General features: G+C 67.8%; 12 protein-coding genes. 8 read left to right on the top strand and 4 right to left on the bottom strand.

Going from position 1 to position 19,041, the window contains the following annotated elements; genetic code table 11:
- Positions 1-27: 27 nt before the first annotated feature.
- On the bottom strand, positions 28-2,826 hold the full coding sequence (locus WME97_RS16950; protein ID WP_437552937.1) for an Eco57I restriction-modification methylase domain-containing protein: 2,799 nt from the start codon (positions 2,824-2,826) through the stop codon (positions 28-30).
- 7 nt (positions 2,827-2,833) lie between these two features.
- Positions 2,834-6,103: a DISARM system SNF2-like helicase DrmD gene (drmD, locus tag WME97_RS16945; protein WP_437552936.1), complete on the bottom strand. Its 3,270-nt coding sequence runs from the start codon at positions 6,101-6,103 to the stop codon at positions 2,834-2,836.
- A 1,236-nt stretch (positions 6,104-7,339) separates the two neighbouring features.
- Between drmD and WME97_RS16940 the strand changes: the two genes are divergently transcribed.
- The 8 genes from WME97_RS16940 to istB all read left to right on the top strand — a co-directional run bounded on the left by WME97_RS16940 (position 7,340) and on the right by istB (position 15,966).
- Positions 7,340-8,203: a tyrosine-type recombinase/integrase gene (locus tag WME97_RS16940; RefSeq protein ID WP_437544987.1), complete on the top strand. Its 864-nt coding sequence runs from the start codon at positions 7,340-7,342 to the stop codon at positions 8,201-8,203.
- Positions 8,204-8,209: 6 nt separating this feature from the next.
- Positions 8,210-9,484 (top strand): IS91 family transposase, encoded by a 1,275-nt coding sequence (locus WME97_RS16935; RefSeq protein WP_437544988.1) that lies wholly within the window; start codon positions 8,210-8,212, stop codon positions 9,482-9,484.
- A 615-nt stretch (positions 9,485-10,099) separates the two neighbouring features.
- A complete protein-coding gene (locus tag WME97_RS16930) occupies positions 10,100-10,531 on the top strand; it encodes a hypothetical protein (RefSeq protein WP_437545645.1) in 432 nt (143 codons plus the stop codon).
- 126 nt (positions 10,532-10,657) lie between these two features.
- Entirely contained in the window at positions 10,658-12,007 is a 1,350-nt protein-coding gene (locus tag WME97_RS16925; protein ID WP_437543653.1) for a helix-turn-helix domain-containing protein, read from the top strand.
- Between the two features lie 2 nt (positions 12,008-12,009).
- The gene (locus tag WME97_RS16920; protein WP_437543652.1) at positions 12,010-12,819 is read left to right on the top strand and encodes an ExeA family protein; all 810 of its coding nucleotides are present in this window, start codon (positions 12,010-12,012) and stop codon (positions 12,817-12,819) included.
- Positions 12,816-13,073 (top strand): hypothetical protein, encoded by a 258-nt coding sequence (locus WME97_RS16915; protein WP_437543650.1) that lies wholly within the window; start codon positions 12,816-12,818, stop codon positions 13,071-13,073. Before WME97_RS16920 ends, WME97_RS16915 begins: the two co-directional genes overlap by 4 nt.
- Before the next feature lie 875 nt (positions 13,074-13,948).
- Positions 13,949-15,187: an IS21 family transposase gene (istA, locus tag WME97_RS16910; RefSeq protein ID WP_437555340.1), complete on the top strand. Its 1,239-nt coding sequence runs from the start codon at positions 13,949-13,951 to the stop codon at positions 15,185-15,187.
- Positions 15,184-15,966, top strand: a complete 783-nt coding sequence (istB, locus tag WME97_RS16905) for an IS21-like element helper ATPase IstB (protein WP_437544978.1) — start codon at positions 15,184-15,186, stop codon at positions 15,964-15,966. Before istA ends, istB begins: the two co-directional genes overlap by 4 nt.
- A 738-nt stretch (positions 15,967-16,704) precedes the next feature.
- Here the strand turns inward: istB and WME97_RS16900 are convergent.
- Together WME97_RS16900 and ilvA are read right to left on the bottom strand one after the other, a co-directional pair.
- Positions 16,705-17,103, bottom strand: a complete 399-nt coding sequence (locus tag WME97_RS16900; protein ID WP_437552935.1) for a hypothetical protein — start codon at positions 17,101-17,103, stop codon at positions 16,705-16,707.
- Between the two features lie 325 nt (positions 17,104-17,428).
- Positions 17,429-18,943: a threonine ammonia-lyase, biosynthetic gene (gene ilvA / locus WME97_RS16895; protein WP_437552934.1), complete on the bottom strand. Its 1,515-nt coding sequence runs from the start codon at positions 18,941-18,943 to the stop codon at positions 17,429-17,431.
- Positions 18,944-19,041: the final 98 nt, after the last annotated feature.

Below are 19,041 nucleotides of genomic sequence, written 5' to 3'. Positions count from 1 at the left end.
TGTATTCTGCCGCACCATCGGCTTCCCTCAAGCAAGCGGGGTGAACGAGCTTTTGTTAGGTGCTCTAACTGTTACGGCGGCCCGTCCAGGCCACTTTAGCCGACGACGAGCTCCGTATATAATGCCTCCGTTTCTGCATATCCAGCCCAGTCCACCTGCTCGCGTGTCCCCTTGGGCGATCGTCTTAGTTGCCACTAGTCCCATGCACGCGCCGCTTCGTAACTTGTCAAAAGAGCGCCTAAAGAAATAGGCGGCCAGATCCATTCGGTTTCCCGACTCGGCGAAATAATTTGTTATGAATTTGAAGTACTCATCGGTAGTGTTGGTGGATATCATTGTTCCACCCAAAAATGGTGGATTACCTACGATGGCATCAAACCCTGGGCTGTTTCTTGAAAACACCTCGGGGAACTCGATTTCCCAGTGAAATGGCTTAAACTGCAGGTCCGGCTCAGGCAGCTTCCCGATATCCAGCACGAGCCGCTTCGCGTAGTCGTCCAGTCGGTTCACCCGCGCCTTCTCCTTCGTCTCGGAGAAGAACACCTCCACTACTAGATCGCCAACCCTCCGCACTGCAGCCACGGCGTGATCTGCGTCCCCCAGAAGCCGTTCCTTCTCCTTCGTGTCATCTGAGTCGGCGAGCTGATGGATCTGCTCCCGTAGCGCCTCTGCCCTCTTCAGCGCCTCGTCGATCCCCTTTCGTAGGAGCGGCACCTGTGCCTGCTTTCCTGGCGCCCAGTGCAAGCTCGCGATCTGCTCCCGATCCAGGCCCACCAGCGAGTCGCCTTCCCGTAGCGCATGGTCCAGGAACGTGAACGGGTGCTCCCTCGCCAGCGTCACCAGCCACAAGGACAGCTTCGCCAGCGCCACGGCGAACGGGTTCTTGTCTACGCCGTACAGGCACCGCTGCGTCACCAGCCGCTGCGCATGCAGTTCCTCCGTCTCGTCCGGCGGGATTACCGGCCGATCCTCCGGGTAGCGTTTCCAGGCCTCCTCCAGCGCTGCCCCGAGCTGACGGCATGCCTCCACCAGGAATGCCCCCGATCCCATGGCCGGATCGCACACCTTGAGGGTCAGAACATCCGATGCCCGGTAGCGCTTGGGGAGCTGCGCCAGAACGGGCTCTAGCGTCTTGCGTACGATCGGCTCGGTCAGCTCCCGCGGCGTGTAATGGGAGCCTGAGCGCCGGCGCTCCTCGGTCGGCTGCAAGTACAAGGACCCAGGCGGTAGCACGCCGGGGCGATGCGGAGACGCGCTCTTTGACAGCGCCTGCGCTAGCGCCTCCACCGTCCTGGCCTTCTTGATGTCGGCGGCCACCGCGGCGCCAGGCTTACAACCGACCTCACTGAGGTCCTTCAGACGATCCTCGGGCTTCTTCTTGAGCAGCGTCGCGAGATCCACCGCCGCGTGGTGCGGCTTGACCAGGAGCGTCGGGCCAGACGCCTGCTCCAGCGTGTAGCCCATCATGGCCTCGTACACGCTGCCGATCTGCTCCACGTCCAGGGTCCGGTACGAAATGCGTTCGCCGTCGAGGAAGAGGAGCTTGTGAAGGACGCGGAACACTACACCATCGGCGACACTCGGGGGGTCGATGCGCTCGAACCTGCCGCGGGTGCTGAGATAGGGTCGGCCCTCGAGAAAGGGGTAGGCGTCGGGGTCGAATAGGTCGCCGAGGCGGGCCGGAAGGCGCAGGGCCTTGTAACGCGCGCCGAAGAAAATCATGGAGAAGAGCGAGACGAGCTGGGCCCAGGCGCCGTAACGCTGATCCATTGTGTCGTGGAATCGCGCATCGTCGTCCCGCAGGCGGTCATACAATCCCGTCGGGGAGTAGCTGCCCGTGAAGATCGGATCGTCGGGCAAGAGGCCCTTGTCCTCGGTATAGAGCAGGAAGACGAGCCGCAGGATCGTGGCCAGGAGGCCGCCGTACAGGTGCGGCCGGTCTTCGACGAGTTCCCGGGCCATGAGCCTGTCGCCGGCGAGGGATCGCGCCGACTGGAAGCCGACGAGTAGATCCTGGAGGGCGCTGAGGACTTGATCGGCCAGCTTGCTGGAGACCTCGTTTTGGTAGCGGCGGCTCTCGCGGAGGATCGCGGGAAGCCGGTGCTCCTGGGGACCCATGAGCAGGCCAGGGCCGAGGAGCATTACCATCGCGCCGAGGACGTCGCGGCCCGCGGTCCGGGTCAGCACCCGCACGGGAAACGTGAGGTGACCGGCGGTTTCGGTGCGCGGGGCGTAAACGAGGCGGATAGCGCAGGTGTGGACGAGCAGGCCGATCGGAATGTCGCGCTCGCGCAGGAGGCGCTCGAAGCGGGCCTCAGAGCTCGCGGCCCAGCGCCGGCCCGCCTCCGAAAGGGGACGATCGAGATCGGTGCCGGGTGGCTCGACGCGCACGAGGACAAGGGGCGTGGGAGGGGACCCGTCCGCGGGAGGCGTGTCGAGCAGGGCGTAGGTGGGCTCAAGGCGATCATCGCCGAAATTGTCGAGGCGGACGACCAGCTCGGGCAGCGGGGGACCGCCATGCGCACCTGCGATGCGGTCGCGTGGCCATTCGAACAGATCGGTGAAGAGCGCCGAAATGTCGGCGATCTGCGGATCGGCATCGTCCCCCGCATTGCGCTGGGCGCGCTCGGCCTTACGGGTCGTCTGCCCGGCCAAGTCGGGCACCAACGCCAGGAAGCGCTGGTGCAGCTCGGCGAGCACGTTGCGGTCGAAGTAGGCCTGGGCGCGCACCAGTGCCTGCGCGGTGACGACAAGGCCGACGTGCTCCGCGGTAAGCTCGCCGATCCAGCCTTTATGAAATGAGAGGAGTTCCTTCTCGGTGGCCATGGACTTCCTAACCGGACTGGGGCCAGAGGTAGACGAGGCCGACGGCCTCATGGCGGGTGGAGCGGACGTGGTAGTGCTCTCGGATGCGCGCCGCCTCGGCGAGTGCCTGCGGTTCGAGGTCGACGAGGCGGCGATCCCAGTAGGCGAGATCGTCTAGAATCTGATCGCGTTCATCCTCGGCAAAACCGAGGAGGAGCTGGTCGCCGCTTCCGATACCGTACCGCTTCTTCAGCTCAGCGCGGTGGCGCTCGAGGCGCTTCGCTTGATCCGTGACGATCTTCACGAGCGCGGTGGCCTCCTTTTTTCCGCGCTCGGCGAGGAGGCGGTCGGCCTGCCGCTGCCGCTCGTCTAGGCGGCGCTTGAGGCGCGGGCCAAGCGCTTCGAGGTGGGCGGGGACGCTGGGGAGGAAGGTACGGCGTGCCCAATCGAGATCGACGTCGTGCAGTGCAGGGTCGGCGAGAGCCTCGCGTACGAGGGCAAGTGGCTCGGCGGGATCGTCCAGGATCGTAAGCGGCTCCCGGCCGTCGAGGCCTCCGACACGGGCTGCGACGGCCGTGATCTCGTTGTGGAGGCGCGCGGCCTCCCGGCCGTAAAGGGCGACCCGGCCGAACAGTATCGCGTAGGGGACGGCGGCGCGCGTACGGAGGACGCAAGCGCGGTGCAGGTCGTGGTGCACGAATCCCTGGGCGGAGAAGCGGGCGAGGAGGCGGCGGACCAGCGGGTGCTCGAGGTGGAGGTGAACGACGCCAGCGCCGAGCTTGCCAGGATCCTCGAAGACGACGGAACGGAGAGACGTGCGGCGGCGCCAGTCCCAGAGGGCCTCGGACGGCTCCCGGGGAGGCCGGAGGAGATCGAGGAGGGGGAGCCAGCTCGGGTCGACCGCGGCGCGAGCGGCGAGATCAGGGAAGCGATAGGCGCCCCGTAGATCATTCGCTGTGACTGGCTCAAGCTGCCCCGCGCCGAGCAGACCGAGTGCTGCGTCGACTGCGCGGCGGAGACGGTCCCCCTCGTAATCCAGGTGCCTGCGGGCGCGCTCGAGCAACTCGCGCAGGTCTGCGAGTTCAGCCGCAAGCTGCCGCGGGCGACGCGCTGCTTCCAGCTCTTCGCGGCGAGCGGCGGCGCGGGACGGCTCCTCGCCGAGTTGCTCGATCGCCGCGCGGAGATCGGCAACCCGGCCAAGTGGGACACCGCGCTCGAGGAGGGCGGCGAGGCGGCCCTCGACGACGGCGCCGATGCTACCGAGCTCCTTCTGGATGGTGCGGGTCTTGTTGACTATGGTCTCGAGGACTTGGTCCTCGGGTCTCTGCGTGAAGACGAAGTAATGGCAGCGGACTTCCGGGGCACGCTGAAGGGTGCGATCGATGCGACCGTTGCGCTGCTCGACGCGGGAGGGGTTCCACGGCAGGTCGAAGTGGAACAGGTCTGCGCAGTGGTTCTGGAGGTTGACGCCTTCGCGGGCGGCGTCGGTGCAGACGAGGATACGCAGTGGCTCGACGCGCGGATCGGCATTGAAGGCTTCCTTGATCTCTTCGCGCACCTCGTCGGAGATTCCTCCATGAAAGGTGCGGATACGCGATCGCACGCGCTCGGGCTCGCAGATCGCGGTCCGGAGCTGTTGATAGACGTAATCCTTGGTGTCCGCGTACTCGGTAAAGATGAGGACGCGGCGATCGGTCCACGCCTTCGGCGCGGTACGGACCGGCGCGTCGAGCGGGGCGAGGTCGGGGGAGAGGTGCTCGCGGATCCAGTCGATGAGCTTGCGGATGCGCTCGTCGGGCGCCGTGCGGTGCCGCTGCGCGATCTCCTGCATGCGGTCGAGGAGGGATATCTCCTCGGCGGAAGGGACGCACGGATCGGCGGCGGTGGCCCGAGCGATCTGGGCGTCCTCCTCGGCGCGAATTGATGCCTCGTCGCGCTCTGCGTCTTCGTCGTCCATGCCCGGCGGCTCGGCGAGGAGCGTAAGCTGCGCGGTCGAGGGCGGTGGTGCGGACGGCGTGGCGGCAGCGCGGCGCTGCGTGACGGAGCGGCGGTGGACCTCCAGCGTGCGGGCGAAGGCGTGGATGGAGGAGAGGAGCCGCTTCTGCAGCGAGGTGACGACCAGCGCCGCGCTGGCCTGCGCTCCCTTAGGGAGCGCTGCGAGGCGCGTCTCGCGCAGCTCGCGGTAGCGCCCGAGCAGGCGCGAGAGCTCGAGCTCGGGAGCGTTGTCCGGGAGACCGGTGATGTCGTGCTGCGGGACGAGCCGCTCGGGGATCTCACCTGGTAGGGCGTCCTTGAGGTCTCGCTTGAGCCGACGGACGACGACGGCGTCGCGATCCCTGGGATCGATGGGCGCGCCGCGGCAGAAGCGCGTGTCGTCCAGGATCTCGAGCAGCGCCGAGAAGCTATTGGAGTGGCCGTTGTGCGGGGTTGCCGAGAGGAAGAGGCGGTGCTCGAAGCGGCCGGCGAGATCGCGGATGACACGGGTGAAGCGGGAGTCGACCGCGTATTTGGCGCCCGAGGAGGGGGCCGCATGATGAGCCTCGTCGAGGATGAGGAGGGACCCGGCGCGAGCGCCGCCCCCCGGCTCGCCCTCGCTACCAAGCAGAGCGCGGAGGAGGCCGGCGTAGGCCTCGTCGCGCAGCAGTGCATGGGAGACGACGAAGAGCTGGTGGGTCGCCCAGGGGTTCGTGGCGTGGCCTCGCTCTCGGCGGACGCGGAGGACGTAAGCGCGGTCAAGGACGCGGAAGGCGAGGCCGAAGCGGGTGGCAAGCTCGTCCCGCCACTGGAGGACGACCGAAGGCGGGCAGGCGACCACGACGCGGCGGACACGCTGGCGCAGGAGGAGTTCGCGAAGGATGAGGCCGGCCTCGATGGTCTTGCCGAGGCCAACATCATCGGCGATGAGGAGGTTGACCCGCGGAAGGAGCAGGGCCTTACGGAGCGGCTCGAGCTGGTGAGCCTTGATTGAGATGCCGGCGCGGTATGGGGCCTGGAAGAGCTGCGGATCTGTGGAGGTGACGGAGCTCCAGCGCAGCGTGTCGAGGTAAGCGGCGAACAGGTCCGGGCGATCGAAGCCGTCAACGCGGCCAGCTTCGAAGGCGTCGGTCTTCAGGATGGTGCCGTCGAGCTCGCGTTCCCAGAGAACCTCGAGGGTAGCGCCCGCTGCGTCGTCGTCGACGCAGGCGAGCGTGACGGCCGTGTCCTCATCGTCGACGCGCTGGACCTTCTCGACGAGGTAGCGCCGGGCGCGGACGCGGACGAACTGGCCTTCTTGAGGGGGCGCTGCGGGCTTTTCCATCGGCTCAGGGCCGATGTATCGCACGAGGACGACGACTTGGGAACGAGGGTCGACCCTAGGCGAAGGCGGTCCCCGCACTTTTCTGGTGGCTGCTCCCTGTTCGCCGCTTCCTCCCGCGCCCTGCCAGGTGAGGGGCCCGCGAAAATTGGACCCCCTTCGACCTCGACGTGCGTCGTTGCCTACGGCAGGTCGCGGCCAAGGTGCACTGCCTGGCCGGAGCCGCATCGGTGACACCTCGAGAAGACACGGAAGGGGTCATGGCGTGATGCTACCGTCCCCGCCCCTCGTTGCGATGGATGAATTGAACTATCTCTTCGCGCACGCACCGCCACGCCGTCCTCGCCTTGTAGGGCGCGACTGCGGCTGGTAGAGCAGCGATGTACAGGTGTCGCGGCAGCACCCATGCGCATGGCAATTATTAACCCATTCGTGTTCTATCGGATAATGTTGTACGTGGGCCGTGGATGTCCGGTACATCTTCGATTGCCCCCGAGGAGACACGCCGAGGAACAGGCCCTGCGCACACCTTGGCGCTTGCCTCCCCGGCACAGGCCTGCCGCCTGGCGACGTCGCTTTCTAAGGCCTCCGGGGCGCTTTCGCACGCACACACCGCGCGTGGGCGATCTCAGCAGAGTCTGCGGGCGCCGGCGAGTGGCAGGCTCGGCGGCGACTCAGCGCGATCGGCGAGCTCGACTATCAGCCCAAGATTGCTCGCTCCTCCGTTGCTGCTGGCAGCCCAAGCAGCCGACCGATTGCTTCGTAAACGACCCGGGCCGCCACGTCATCCCCGAGGGCAACGGCGCGGCTCAACGCGCTGGCGAGCGAGGTGACCACGGCGGCGCGAGGCGACGCGTCGGTCGGCGCGAGCTCGAGCTCCGTAGGCCCGGGGCCCGCCGGTTGGACCAAGCCGCTTCGCGGCAGCTCCTGTGCCGGCCGCGAGCGAGCGCGATGCTGACGAGGTGCAGGAGCTCGGCGTGAGGCTCAAGAAGATGCTGCGGGCCCTGCGCCGTTAAGCATTCCGGATACCGAGCCGCGGTTTCCTGCCGCGGCTCGGATCCTTGTCTTCGCTGCGGTTGTCACGGCAGTCATTGCTGCCGCAGCGCGGCTTTTGCCAGTATTTATTGCGAAAAAAGAGCCCGGCGCCGCGCAGGACTGGCCGCCCGCCGCCTCATTCCCTGCCCACCCTGCCGTTCGCGACGCCCCTGCCCGGGCGCCGCGTCCACCAGGAGGGCAGCGATGGGACAGCTCCGCGATCGAATGGCCGAAGACCTGAAGCTGCGGCGATACAAGCCGTCGACGTGCGACAATTACCTCCGCTGCGCACGGGCCTTCGTAGCCTATCACCGCAAGCCGCCGCAGCAGATGGGTCTCGACGAGGTGCGCGCGTTTTTGCTCTATCTCGCCGAGCAGCGAAAGATCGCGGAGGCGACGCAGCACCAGTACGTGGCGGCGATCAAGTTCCTCTACGCCACCACGCTCGGGCGTCCGGAGGTCGCTGTCGCGATCCCCTGGCCGAAGGTACCCCAGAAGCTGCCGCCGGTCCTCAGCGGCACCGAGGTCGAGGCGCTGCTCAACGCGATCGGCTCGGTCAAGCAGCGCACGATCGTACTGACGGCGTACGGCGCCGGTCTGCGGATCGATGAGGTCTGCTCGCTGCGGGTCGAGGACATCGACAGCAAGCGCAACCTCATCCACGTCCGCAATGGAAAGCATGGGCGTGATCGGTACGTGATGCTCAGCGCCCCCGTGCTGACCGCGCTGCGCATCTACTGGCGGGCGGAGAGACCCGCTGGACCGGAGCTGTTCCCGGGTCGCAAGCAGGGCTCGGTCATCTCGCACGAGGCGGTGCGCAACGCGCTGCGCGAGGCGGCGAGGCGCTGCAAGCTGCACAAGCGCGTCACCCCGCACGTGCTGCGGCACAGCTTCGCTACCCACCTGCTCGAGCTCGGCACCGACATCCGCGTCATCCAGGCCCTGCTCGGCCATCGCTCCATCCGCACCACCGTCCGCTACGTCCGCGTCAGCCAGGCTCACGTCGGTCGCACCCGCAGCCCGGTCGAGGTGCTCGGCACCCAGGAGGCCAAGAAGAAGCTCGGCTGAGGTCGCGTGCACCCGCATCCCCCGGCGCCGCGGCCCACGGCGACGGGTAGGCCTCGGCTCGAGGTCGCGGATATCGTCCGCGCCCACGGCGAGGCCTACCTGCGCGCCCACGCCGTCTCCACCGCCCAGCGCAAGGTCCTGCGCGACATCGCTGCGTGCAGGACCGCGGTGCTGGGCGGCCATGTCGACGTGTGCACGAGCTGCGGCCACGAGCAGCCCTCGTACAACTCCTGCCGCAACCGCCACTGTCCCAAGTGCCAGAGCCTCAGCCAGGCCAGGTGGATCGCCGAGCGGCAGCAGCGCATCCTGCCGACGCACTACTTCCACGTCGTCTTCACGCTCCCGGCCGAGCTGCGCCCGCTGGCGCTCGTCAACCAGCAGAGGGTCTTCGATCTGCTCTTCCAGTGCGGCTCGCGGACCCTGCTCACGCTCGGCCGCGATCCCAAACGGCTCGGCGCCGACCTCGGTGTCACCGCCGTGCTGCACACCTGGAGCCGCAATCTCAGCTTCCATCCGCACCTGCACTGCATCGTCACCGGCGGCGGCCTCTCGCCCGACGGCTCGCGCTGGATCGAGGGGCGGCGCGGCTACCTCTTCCCTGTGCAGGTCCTCGGCAAGCTCTTCCGCGGCAAGTTGCTCGCCGCGCTTCGGCAGGCCTATGACGCCGGAGAGCTCGACCTGACCGGCGGGGCCGCCGCGCTGGCCAACCCCGCTGCCTTCGCTGCGCTGCTCGACGCGCTCTACCGCAAGCCCTGGGTGGTCTACGCCAAGCCGCCCTTCGCTGGGCCCGAGCAGGTCTTTGCCTACCTCGGTCGCTATACCCACCGTGTCGGGCTGTCCAATCACCGGCTGCGGTGGATGGATGAGCGCGGCGTGTGCTTCCGGACCCGCGGAGACAAGACCGTGACGCTCTCCGCAGACGAGTTTCTGCGTCGCTTCCTGATGCACGTGCTGCCACATCGCTTCGTGAAGATCCGACACTTCGGCCTGATGGCCGCGTGTCACGCCACCACCACGCTCGAGGTGGCACGCACGAGGATCCTGGCGGCGCGAGACGCAGGGCAGTGCGCTGTCGGGGGAGATGAGCACCGGGAAGGCAGCTCTTACGAGAACGAGCCCTCTGCGCGCCACGTCGTCAAGGTCGACTGGTGCACGCTGCTCGCCGAGCTCACGGGGATCGACCTGTCCATCTGTCCTCGCTGCGGTCAGGCTGCGATGGCTCGCCGCCCGCTGCCGTCGTGCGTCGTCGGCTCTTCCGCCGCCCCTCCGGACACGTCATGAGCATCGCTGGCCTGGGTGTTACCGAGCACCGTCGTTGATGCCCATGGTGCGCCTGTGGATCCAGCTCTTTGATGACGGGGCGCTCGACCCACCGGAGAACACCATCGTCGAGGCGGATCAGACGCGATGACAGAGGTGTCCGGGGGCAGCAAGTTGCCGGAGCGCTCCCCGGCCATGCATTACGCCGAGTCCGATGAAATTCTCATTGTAGCTCGTCCCGAGCACGAACGCGCTGGTCGAATCCAGGAGCACAGGAAAAGAGGGAGCGCGCATTCCGTTCTCCTCTCGAAAATTACCAGCACGACTCCTCGCCCGTCGGCGTAACGAACGGAGTAGGTCAGCGGCAGGAGTGGAGCATCGGCGCGGCGCCGGCCACAAAATAGGCGACGGGAGGAGCTCGTTTGGCCGCGTGCCCCCTCCCGTCGTGCTCCGAATCGCTTGAAAGAGCGGAGCCCTCAACAGATCGTCCATTTGGACCTCGATGTCAAAGGCTGGCTTGGTTCCCCGCCCACCGTAGACCGCGCGCGGCCAGCCCGCTGCCCCCGTTGCGGCGCGGCGGGGTGCCCGCTGGGGGGCGGGTTGGGGCTGTGGGGTCACGGAACGCGGTCGCGGCAGGTGCGCGGGCCGCTGGCTGCCGGTGAGCGCGGCGGGCTCGTCACGATCGAGGCGCGCCGCTATCGATGCCGCCGCTGCAGCGCCGCGATCACGGTCGTGCCGCGGGGCGTCGCACCGCGACGGCACTTCGCCGCGACGGCGATCGGTCTGGCCCTGCTGCTCGTCGGCGTCGCCGGTGCAGCGCTCATCGAGGTGCGGCGGCGCGTCAGCCCTTGGTCCGCCAGCTTCGATGCTGACAGCTGGGTGACCGTGCGGCGCTGGCTACGCGCCATCGACCAGAGGCGCCTCTTTGCGGCGGTCCGCCCCAGTCCCCTCGCTGCATCGCTGCGGCAGCGGGCCGAGCGGGCGGCGATGACGCTCGTCGCGATGGCGCCTTTTGCGGCCGAGGTCCCCGAGGCCGCCGTCATGGCAGGCGCCGTGCGGGCCGCGTGATGGCAAGCGGCCCGCTCGCCGAGCTCATGCCGGACCCCACCCGGTTGGATCCTCGGTCGGCGGAGCGCCTTGCGCTTGGATGGCTGTGCGGCCGGTGCGGTGTCACCGGCGCGGAAAGGACACGACGTGCAAGACCCCCTCCAGCCGAAGGACCACGCCGAAGCGGTGGCGCTCTATCGCAGCGAGATCATCGGCTCGCTCATGCACCGCGAGCTCGACCGCGGAGAGCTCGCCGAAGCGCTCGCCGACCTGAGCAAGCAGCGGTTTCGCCCACCACGCGCCCATTCTCCGCGCACCTACTCCGTCCCCACGCTCGAGCGCTGGTATTACGCGTACAAGACCGAAGGTCTCGAGGGCTTACGCCCCAAGCCCCGCAAGGACAAGGGGCGGGCGCGCGAGCTCACCCCCGAGCAACGGCAGATGCTGCTCGAGATCCGAGAGGAGCACCCGAGCGCCTCGGTCTCGCTCATCCTCGACACCCTGATCGCGGCGGGCCGCATCGACAAGGGCGCCATATCCGCCACCACGGTGCGACGGCTGTATGCCGAACACCACCTCGATCGCGTCGCGCTGCGCGATCGCCCGGGCGGCAAGGTGCGGCTGCGCTGGCAGGCCGAGCATCCCGGCGCCCTGTGGCACGGCGATGTGTGTCACGCGTCGCCGATCCTCGTCAACGGCAGCCCGGCGCCGGTGCGCATTCACGCGCTGCTCGACGACGCCTCGCGGTACATCCTCGCGCTCGAGGCGATGAGCGCCGAGCGGGAGGTCGACATGCTGGCGCTCTTCATCCGGGCGCTGCGCAAGCACGGCGCTCCCGACGCCCTCTACCTGGACAACGGCTCGACCTACCGCGGGCACACCTTGCACCTTGCGTGCGAGCGACTCGGCACCACCCTGATCCACGCCCGCCCGTACGACGCCCCCGCGCGCGGCAAGATGGAGCGCTTCTGGAGGACGTTGCGCGAGAGGTGCCTGGACTTTACCGGCGCGCTCGGGTCGCTCCACGACCTCAACGTCCGGCTCTACGCATGGGTCGACGAGCACTATCACCGCACACCGCACGCGGCGCTCTTCGGCAAGTCCCCCGCGCAGGTCTACGAGGAGTATCCCCACGTCACCGACGACCTCGACGAGCGGAAGCTGCGCGACGCGCTCACGGCCCAGGCCCGCCGGCGCGTGCGGCGTGACAGCACGCTCTCGATGGATGGGGAGGACTGGGAGACCGATCTCGGCTTCCTCGCCGGCCGCCTCGTCACGGTGTCGAGGTGCCTCGTCACGCCGACCGAGCCGCCCTGGATTGAACACGAGGGCAAACGCTTCGCCCTGCACCGGGTCGATCCGGTGAAGAACGCCCATCGGCCGCGACCGGCCTGCAACCTCGATGTCGCTCACGAGGCGCGCGTCCCCTTTGACCCGCCGAAGACCCTCCTGGACAAGGCTCTCGGACGAACGCCCCGCGATGACGAGGAGGGATGACCATGGACTTCTGCAGCTACTTCAGCTTCACCGCAGAGCCATTTTCCAAGGAGGTCGAAGACGGCGAGCTCTGGCTCCCCCCGTCCAAGCAGATGGTACTCGAGACGCTCATCGAGGCGGTGCACGCCAGAAAGAGCGTGCTGCTCGCCGGTGACCCCGGCGTCGGCAAGACGTGTCTGCTCCGCGCGCTCCGTCATGCCCTTTCGCCGCAGACGTTTCGCCTGACCTACTGCGCCAACGTGACGCTTGGACGCCGGGACTTCTATCGGCAGCTCTGTCTGGCGCTCGGTCTCGCTCGCTGCAGCACCGCTGGAGACGTCTTCTACGCGGTCAGCACGCACGTCGAGGAACTCGCGAAGGAGCGCGTATTTCCGGTCTTCGTCCTCGATGAGGCCCATCTGCTTCATCAGGACACACTCGATCATCTTCACATACTCCTTAATTACGCATGGGATAGCCGCGCATTGCTTTCGCTCGTGTTGCTTGGCTTGCCCGAGCTCGGCGAGCGGCTCCGCGTGCGCCGCAATCGCTCCCTGTATTCGCGCCTCCATTACCGATTGACCATCGACCCGCTCACGCCGGACGATACGGCCGACTATCTGCGTGTACGTCTCGGCCGAGTCGGCTGCACGAAAGAGCTCTTCACCTCGGACGCCATCGCGATGCTGCACGAGGCGGCCGCTGGCAGCCTGCGCGACACCGATCGACTCGCCACTGCCGCGCTCCGCGCCGCTGCGCGCAAGAAGCGCAAGCTCGTCGAGCGCGACGTCCTGAGCCGCATCCTGCAGCTGGACGCAGAGGAGGCCGGGTGAACCCCGTCCCCGTGGCCGAGGGGGACACGCGGCGCGGCGACGCCGCGGGCAGCGCAGCCGCCGCCCTCGTCGCGGCCCTCGCGCTCGCCCGCGGCGCGCTCACCGCGCGCTACCCGAGCGACCCGGATCCGCTGTGCCCTCGTCTCTACGCCGTTGACGTCGTGCTCCACTACCTCGATCGGCTCGACGACGCTCTCGCTCGCTACCACGCCGTCCTCGACGGCGATGACCGCCTCCCACTCCGCATCGACTGAGAGCGCCGGCGCTCTGCGACCGCCGCAGTCACCCCGGCGCATGCCTCGCTGCGATCGCGGTGAGCGCAAATCCAGCTCGATGATGGCCATCACAGAGCCGGATCTTCCGGCCATCAAGCAGCCTGCTCGGTAACACCTGGGCAGAAGCGACAGCACCACCTCCGTTGCGCGGCGGTCAGGCATCGATCCGCCTTCTGCGCCGTCCACCTCGGCGGCGTGCGTGCTGCTGGGCCTCCATCGGCGCCGCGCTCTGCCTCGGCACGTCTGCGCCCAACGTCGTGGCGGCGGGATGCACCACGCGTGCGAGCCCCGCCGCGCCCGCCTTCTGCGGCCTTCTCGGGCAGGATCTCCATAGGCCTCGCGACCGCCTCGCCCGGCCGCGAACCGGCCCGGTCCAACCCGACGTTTGCGGGACTGCGCCGGGACCTCGCCGCCGCTGCTGCTCAGGCGCAGTCCCGCAAACGCCTATTCATTGGGCCCGGGTTGGGAGCACGCCTTCCGAGGGGCTGCGATCCGTCGATTGCGGTAGGGACGGCCCTTCGCCTTGTGGGCTCGGGCCGCCCCCCGCGCGGATCCCAGCGAGCGGCACTACCGCACTGGGCTCTTGCCTCGGGTTCTGACGCGGAAGCGCTCTTCTGGCCAGGGATGCAGAATGCGTACAGGGGGGATCCAGCGCTGACCGAGTCGCTGCATTCGCGCCCAGGTGGTGCGGTCACGCTGACTTCGGCGGCGGAGCGCTCGATGCTGTAGAGCGTCAGTAATAATGACCCCCGCGCGACAGTAAAACTGACCCCCCTCCCTCGCGCCAGAGCGGAGGAAACGGCATGGAAATCAGGGACTTGGACGTGGCACCTCTCGGTTCGGAGGTGCAGGAGATGATCGAGCCGGACGTTATCCGGCAGATTCGCGAGTTCACGGCCCGAGGGTGGGGGTCCAAACGGATCGCCGCGGAGCTCGGCGTGGCTCGCAACACGGTCCGCCGTTATTTGCGCGGTGGAGCCGCCGCCGAGGCGCAGGTGCGCCCTGGTCGTCGCTGCTTGGACGAGGATGGCCGCGCCGAGGCCAAGCAGCTCTTCACCGGCTTGGCGGAGGGCAACGCCGTGGTCGTCGCAGGCGAGCTTGTCAGCCGTGGCATCACGGTAAGCCCGAGGACCGTACAGCGCGTGGTGGCCGACCTTCGCCGCGGGCAAAGGGCTGCCGACGTGGCCAGCGTACGGTTCGAGACCGCCCCTGGTTATCAGATGCAGATCGACTTCGGTCAGAAGCAGGTCCGCATCGCCGGCACATTCGTGCGGGTGCACCTGCTGGTCGCCGTATTGAGTCACTCACGAAGGCTGTTCGTCAAGGCTTTTCTGAGCGAGCGACAGGACGATTGGCGCGAAGGCATCGCAGAAGCCTTCCGCCACTTCGGCGGCGTGCCTCGCACTGTACTCGGGGACAATGCGCGCTCGCTGGTGCTCGGCCGCGAGCGCGAAACAGGCACCGTGACGTTCCACCCGGCTTACCTCGCGTTCTGTCGCGATTGGGACGTCACCCCGCGCGCCTGCGGGCCCTACCGGGCGCGCACCAAGGGCAAGACCGAGTCGGGCGTCAAGTACGTCAAGCGCAACGGGCTGGCGGGGCGCGAGTTCGAGTCCTTCGCCGCGCTCGAAGCCCACCTGGTCCGGTGGATGGGCGAGGCCGACCAGCGCATCCACGGCACGACCCACGAGGCGCCGATGGTGCGCTTCGAGCGCGATGAGCGGCACGCGCTCCGGCCGTTGCCGTCACGGCCCCTGCCGGTGCGAGAGCAGCGGCTCCGACGACGCGTAGCCAACGACGCCCTCGTCGACGTCGACACCATCCGCTACAGCGTCCCGCACCGGCTTGTGCGCGACACCGTGGACGTCGTTGTCGGTGAGCGCGAGGTCCGCATCTATCGGGGAACGGAGTTGGTGGCGCGGCACGAGCGCTCCTTCGAGCCTCATGCTCGTGTCGTCGAGCCCCGCCACTTTGACGGGCTGTGGCGAAGGCCTGCCGCGCCGACGCCGCTAGATGCGCCCCTGAGCGCCCTGGAGGCCATGGGGCGCAGCCTGTCGGACTACGCGGCCGTGATCGGGGAGGTGGCCTCGTGAGCCGCGAGATCGTGCATGCGCGCGTTGTCGAGAGCCTGAGCCGGCTCAGGATGCGCTCCATCGCCGAGCGGCTCGATGCCCTGCTCTCCGAGGCGGCCAGAACCGAGCCGACCTACCTCGATTTCCTCGACAAGCTCCTCTGCGAGGAGATCGGGTCCAAGCAGCGCAAGCGGGTGGCGATGGGGATCCAGATCGCGCACTTTCCGGCGATCAAGACCCTCGAGGACTTCGACTTCAAGTTCCAGCCCTCGATCGACCAGAAGCTCGTCCGCGAACTCGCCACCGGGCGCTTCATCGCTGAGGCCGAGAACGTGCTGGTGTTCGGTCCTCCCGGGGTGGGCAAGACGCATCTGGCCATCGCGCTGGGGCGGGCCGCCGTCGAGGCGGGGCACTCGGTGCTCTTCACGAGTGCGACCGCGCTCCTGGCGACGCTGTCGAAGGCGGAAACCGAGGGGCAGCTCGCGGAGAAGCTCTTGTTCTACACGAAGCCGAAGCTTCTGGTGGTCGATGAACTGGGCTACTTGCCCTTCGAGAGGCAGAGCGCCCATCTCTTCTTCCAGCTCGTTGCCAGGAGGTACGAGAAGAGCAGCACCCTGATCACGACAAACCAGGTGGTGACGCAGTGGGGCACGGTCTTCGGGGACGAAGTCCTCGCCGCCGCCATCCTCGACCGTCTGCTCCACCACAGCCACACCCTGATGATCTCGGGAGACAGCTACAGGCTGAAACAGAAAAAGAAGGCGGGTCTGCTCGGCGGGAACACCGCGCCGATCAGGTGATCCATGGGCGCGGGAGGGGGGTCAGTTTTACTGTCGCAAGGGGGTCAAAAGTTACTGTCGCTTGACAGCCCGGCCTTGTTCGGCAGCTTCGTCGGTACTATGGGCCTGTCTGACCTCCCCTGGCCGTTCATCATCGGCTTACGGCCTTGGCCTTTCCTTTGCGCCCCACCTCGCCATCGAGGGCGGGAGGCCAGGGGATCTCCCGGTTCTCGCACACGGAGAGTCCGCACATGCTCGGGGTCTTCGACCGCGCGGGGTCGCCCAGGAGCTCGCGCTGGCGCTCCTGGTCGTGTGGCCTTCCGCTTGCGTGAACAGCGTCGGCACCCCGATCGAGGGTATTTCGCGGCTCAGTGTCCCTGCCTGCGCGTACCCCTGCCAACGCTTCGCCGACCTCCTCACGGATGCCTGCGCATGACTCGGGGCCATCATGGCTCGCTACGCCTTTGACGTAGGTCTCTTGCATACCCATCTCCGTGCCGGTTTATCCCGGCGCACTCACGCCCTCCCCAAATTCCCGGGGATGCGACGGATCGCGACGGTTCGCCACCGCGGAACAGTCCCGCCAGGATTCCGCCGCGGTGGCGAACGGTCGCGATCCGTCACTTCTTGCGGGGTTTCGGGGGGGCGGCCCCACCCTTCCGGTTTGCTGCGCTACACTTCTTCGCGCTGCGATCCGGCTTCTTTTACCTACGCGCTGATGCTCTATAGCGCCGCGTCGGCACTCGACGCTGCATCGATTCAGCTCTGACAGCCGGGGATGGGAGTGTGCGACGGACCTATGGTGTTGTGGCACCAGTCATCGGTACACGGGTCACCATCGTCAGTGTCCATGGGCTGGTAGACGGGCTCGCCATCCAGGCACAGGTCGATCGTGCACTTGTCGCCGTCGCTGACGGGCGCAGGCGCGCCGATGACGATGCAGCTCCCGTCGCCCGCGCATCCCTCGACGCCGTTGCAGCTGTTGCTGTCGTCGCACTCGCACGGCGGCGGGAGCCATCCACCGCCTTCGCCGCCTGCCCCCGGGGCATGCCCAGCGGCGCCGCCGTCGCCGGCCTCCCCGCCGCTGCCCCCATCGCCTCCTGATGCCGGGCCGCCTGCTACCCCGCGGGCGCCACCGGACCCGCCGGCGCCGCCCACGTCTTCGTCGAGTTCCAGCGGGGGGCAGTCTTCACAGAACAGCGCCTCCTCGTCCGTGGGCGCGCACGGGCCAGTGAAGAGGAGGCCGGGTGGTCCGACCCGACGGCGGGCGGTGGGTGCCGCTCGAGACCTACGTGGCCGTCCGGATCGTCCGACATGCCCTCGGAGCGTCCGACAGGATCTCCGACACGCGCACGCGTGGGTCAAGCGCTCGGAGTCCGCGCGGGCAAGAGTCGACGCTCACCTGAGCACGCCCACCAAGCGCCCAACCAAGTCTGGGTGACGGACGTGACGTACATCCCCACCGGCGAGTGCTGGTGTTTCATCATCTCAAGAAGAGATGATAGGCCGCATTCTTCGTCTCTTCGATGAATGGATAACCGAGGTCGGTGAGAAAACGGTCGAACTCGTCGTATTCCGGCTCCGGGACCTGCAAGGCGGCGAGGACTCGCCCGAACGCGGCGCCGTGGTTGCGGTAGTGGAACAGGCTGATGTTCCAGCGCCCGCCGATGTGCGTGAGGAACTGCATCAGCGCCCCGGGGCGCTCCGGGAACTCGAAACGTAGGAGCCGCTCGTTCGCTGTCGGGGCGCGCCCGCCGACCATGTAGCGCACGTGCAACTTGGCCATCTCGTCCATGCTGAGGTCGATGACCGGCAGCCTGGCGTCGTGGAGGCGCTCCAGAATTTCGTCGCGCTGCTTGCGCCCGTGGGACAGGCCCACGCCGACGAAGATCTGCGCCTCGTCCACACGCCCAAAACGATAATTGAACTCCGTGATGGTCGCGCGCCCGAGAAGCTGGCAGAACTCGCGGAACGCGCCCGGTCGCTCCGGAATGGTGACCGCGAACAGCGCCTCGCGCTGTTCGCCGAGCTCTGCCCGCTCGACCACGTGCCGCAGGCGGTCGAAGTTCATGTTCGCACCGCTGAGGATCGCCACCAGCGTCTTTCCGCCCAGGCCCTCGCGTTCGACGTACGCTTTGAGGCCCGCGACCGCCAGCGCGCCTGACGGCTCGGCGATCGAGCGCGTGTCGTCGAAGATATCCTTGATGGCGGCACAGATGGCGTCGGTGTCCACCACGATCACGTCATCCACGCACCGCTGGGCGATGCGAAACGGCTCCTCGCCCACCTGACGGACCGCCACGCCGTCGGCGAACAGCCCGACCTGACTCAGCCGTACGCGCTCGCCCGCGTCGAGCGCCGCGCGCAGACACGCGGCGTCGTCCGGCTCCACGCCGATGAGCTTGATCTCGGGGTACAGATGCTTGATATACGCGCCGATACCGGCGATCAGCCCGCCGCCGCCCACGGGCACGAAGATGGCGTCCAGCGACCCGCGATGCTGGCGCATGATCTCCAGGGCGATGGTGCCCTGACCCGCGATCACGTCCGGGTCGTCGTACGGGTGCACGAAGGTCAGCCCCTCGCTCGCTTCGAGCGTCCTGGCATGGGCGTAGGCTTCATCGTAAGAATCCCCGATCAGCTCGATCTCCGCGCCGAGCGCGCGCACGGCGTCGACCTTGATCCGGGGAGTCGTGGTCGGCATCACAATGCAGGCGCGGATGCCGAGCCGCTGGGCGGCGAGGGCCACCCCCTGCGCGTGGTTGCCCGCCGAGGCGGCGATCACGCCGCGCGCCTTCTCGGCCGCGCTCAGCGAGGAGATCTTGTTGTAAGCGCCGCGCAGCTTGAAGGAGAAGACGGGCTGCAGGTCCTCGCGCTTGATCAGCACGCGGTTGCCCAGGCGCGCGGAGAGCCGCGGCGCATCCTCCAGGGGGCTTTCCTGGGCCACGTCGTAGACGCGGGCGCGCAGGATTCGCTCGAGATAACCGCTTGGTGCCATTGGGGCGGCGAAAGCTACGGTTCTCGGCGCGCATCGTCAACTCGTTCGTGGAACACCCCTCAGGGCATCTCTCCGGCGACCGCGCGCTCTGCTCATTC

The sequence above is a fragment of the Sorangium sp. So ce367 genome, from assembly GCF_051520455.1.
In the GTDB taxonomy this organism is placed as follows: Bacteria; Myxococcota_A; Polyangia; order Polyangiales; family Polyangiaceae; genus Sorangium; species Sorangium cellulosum_B.
This window is presented reverse-complemented; position numbering and strand designations above follow the sequence as displayed.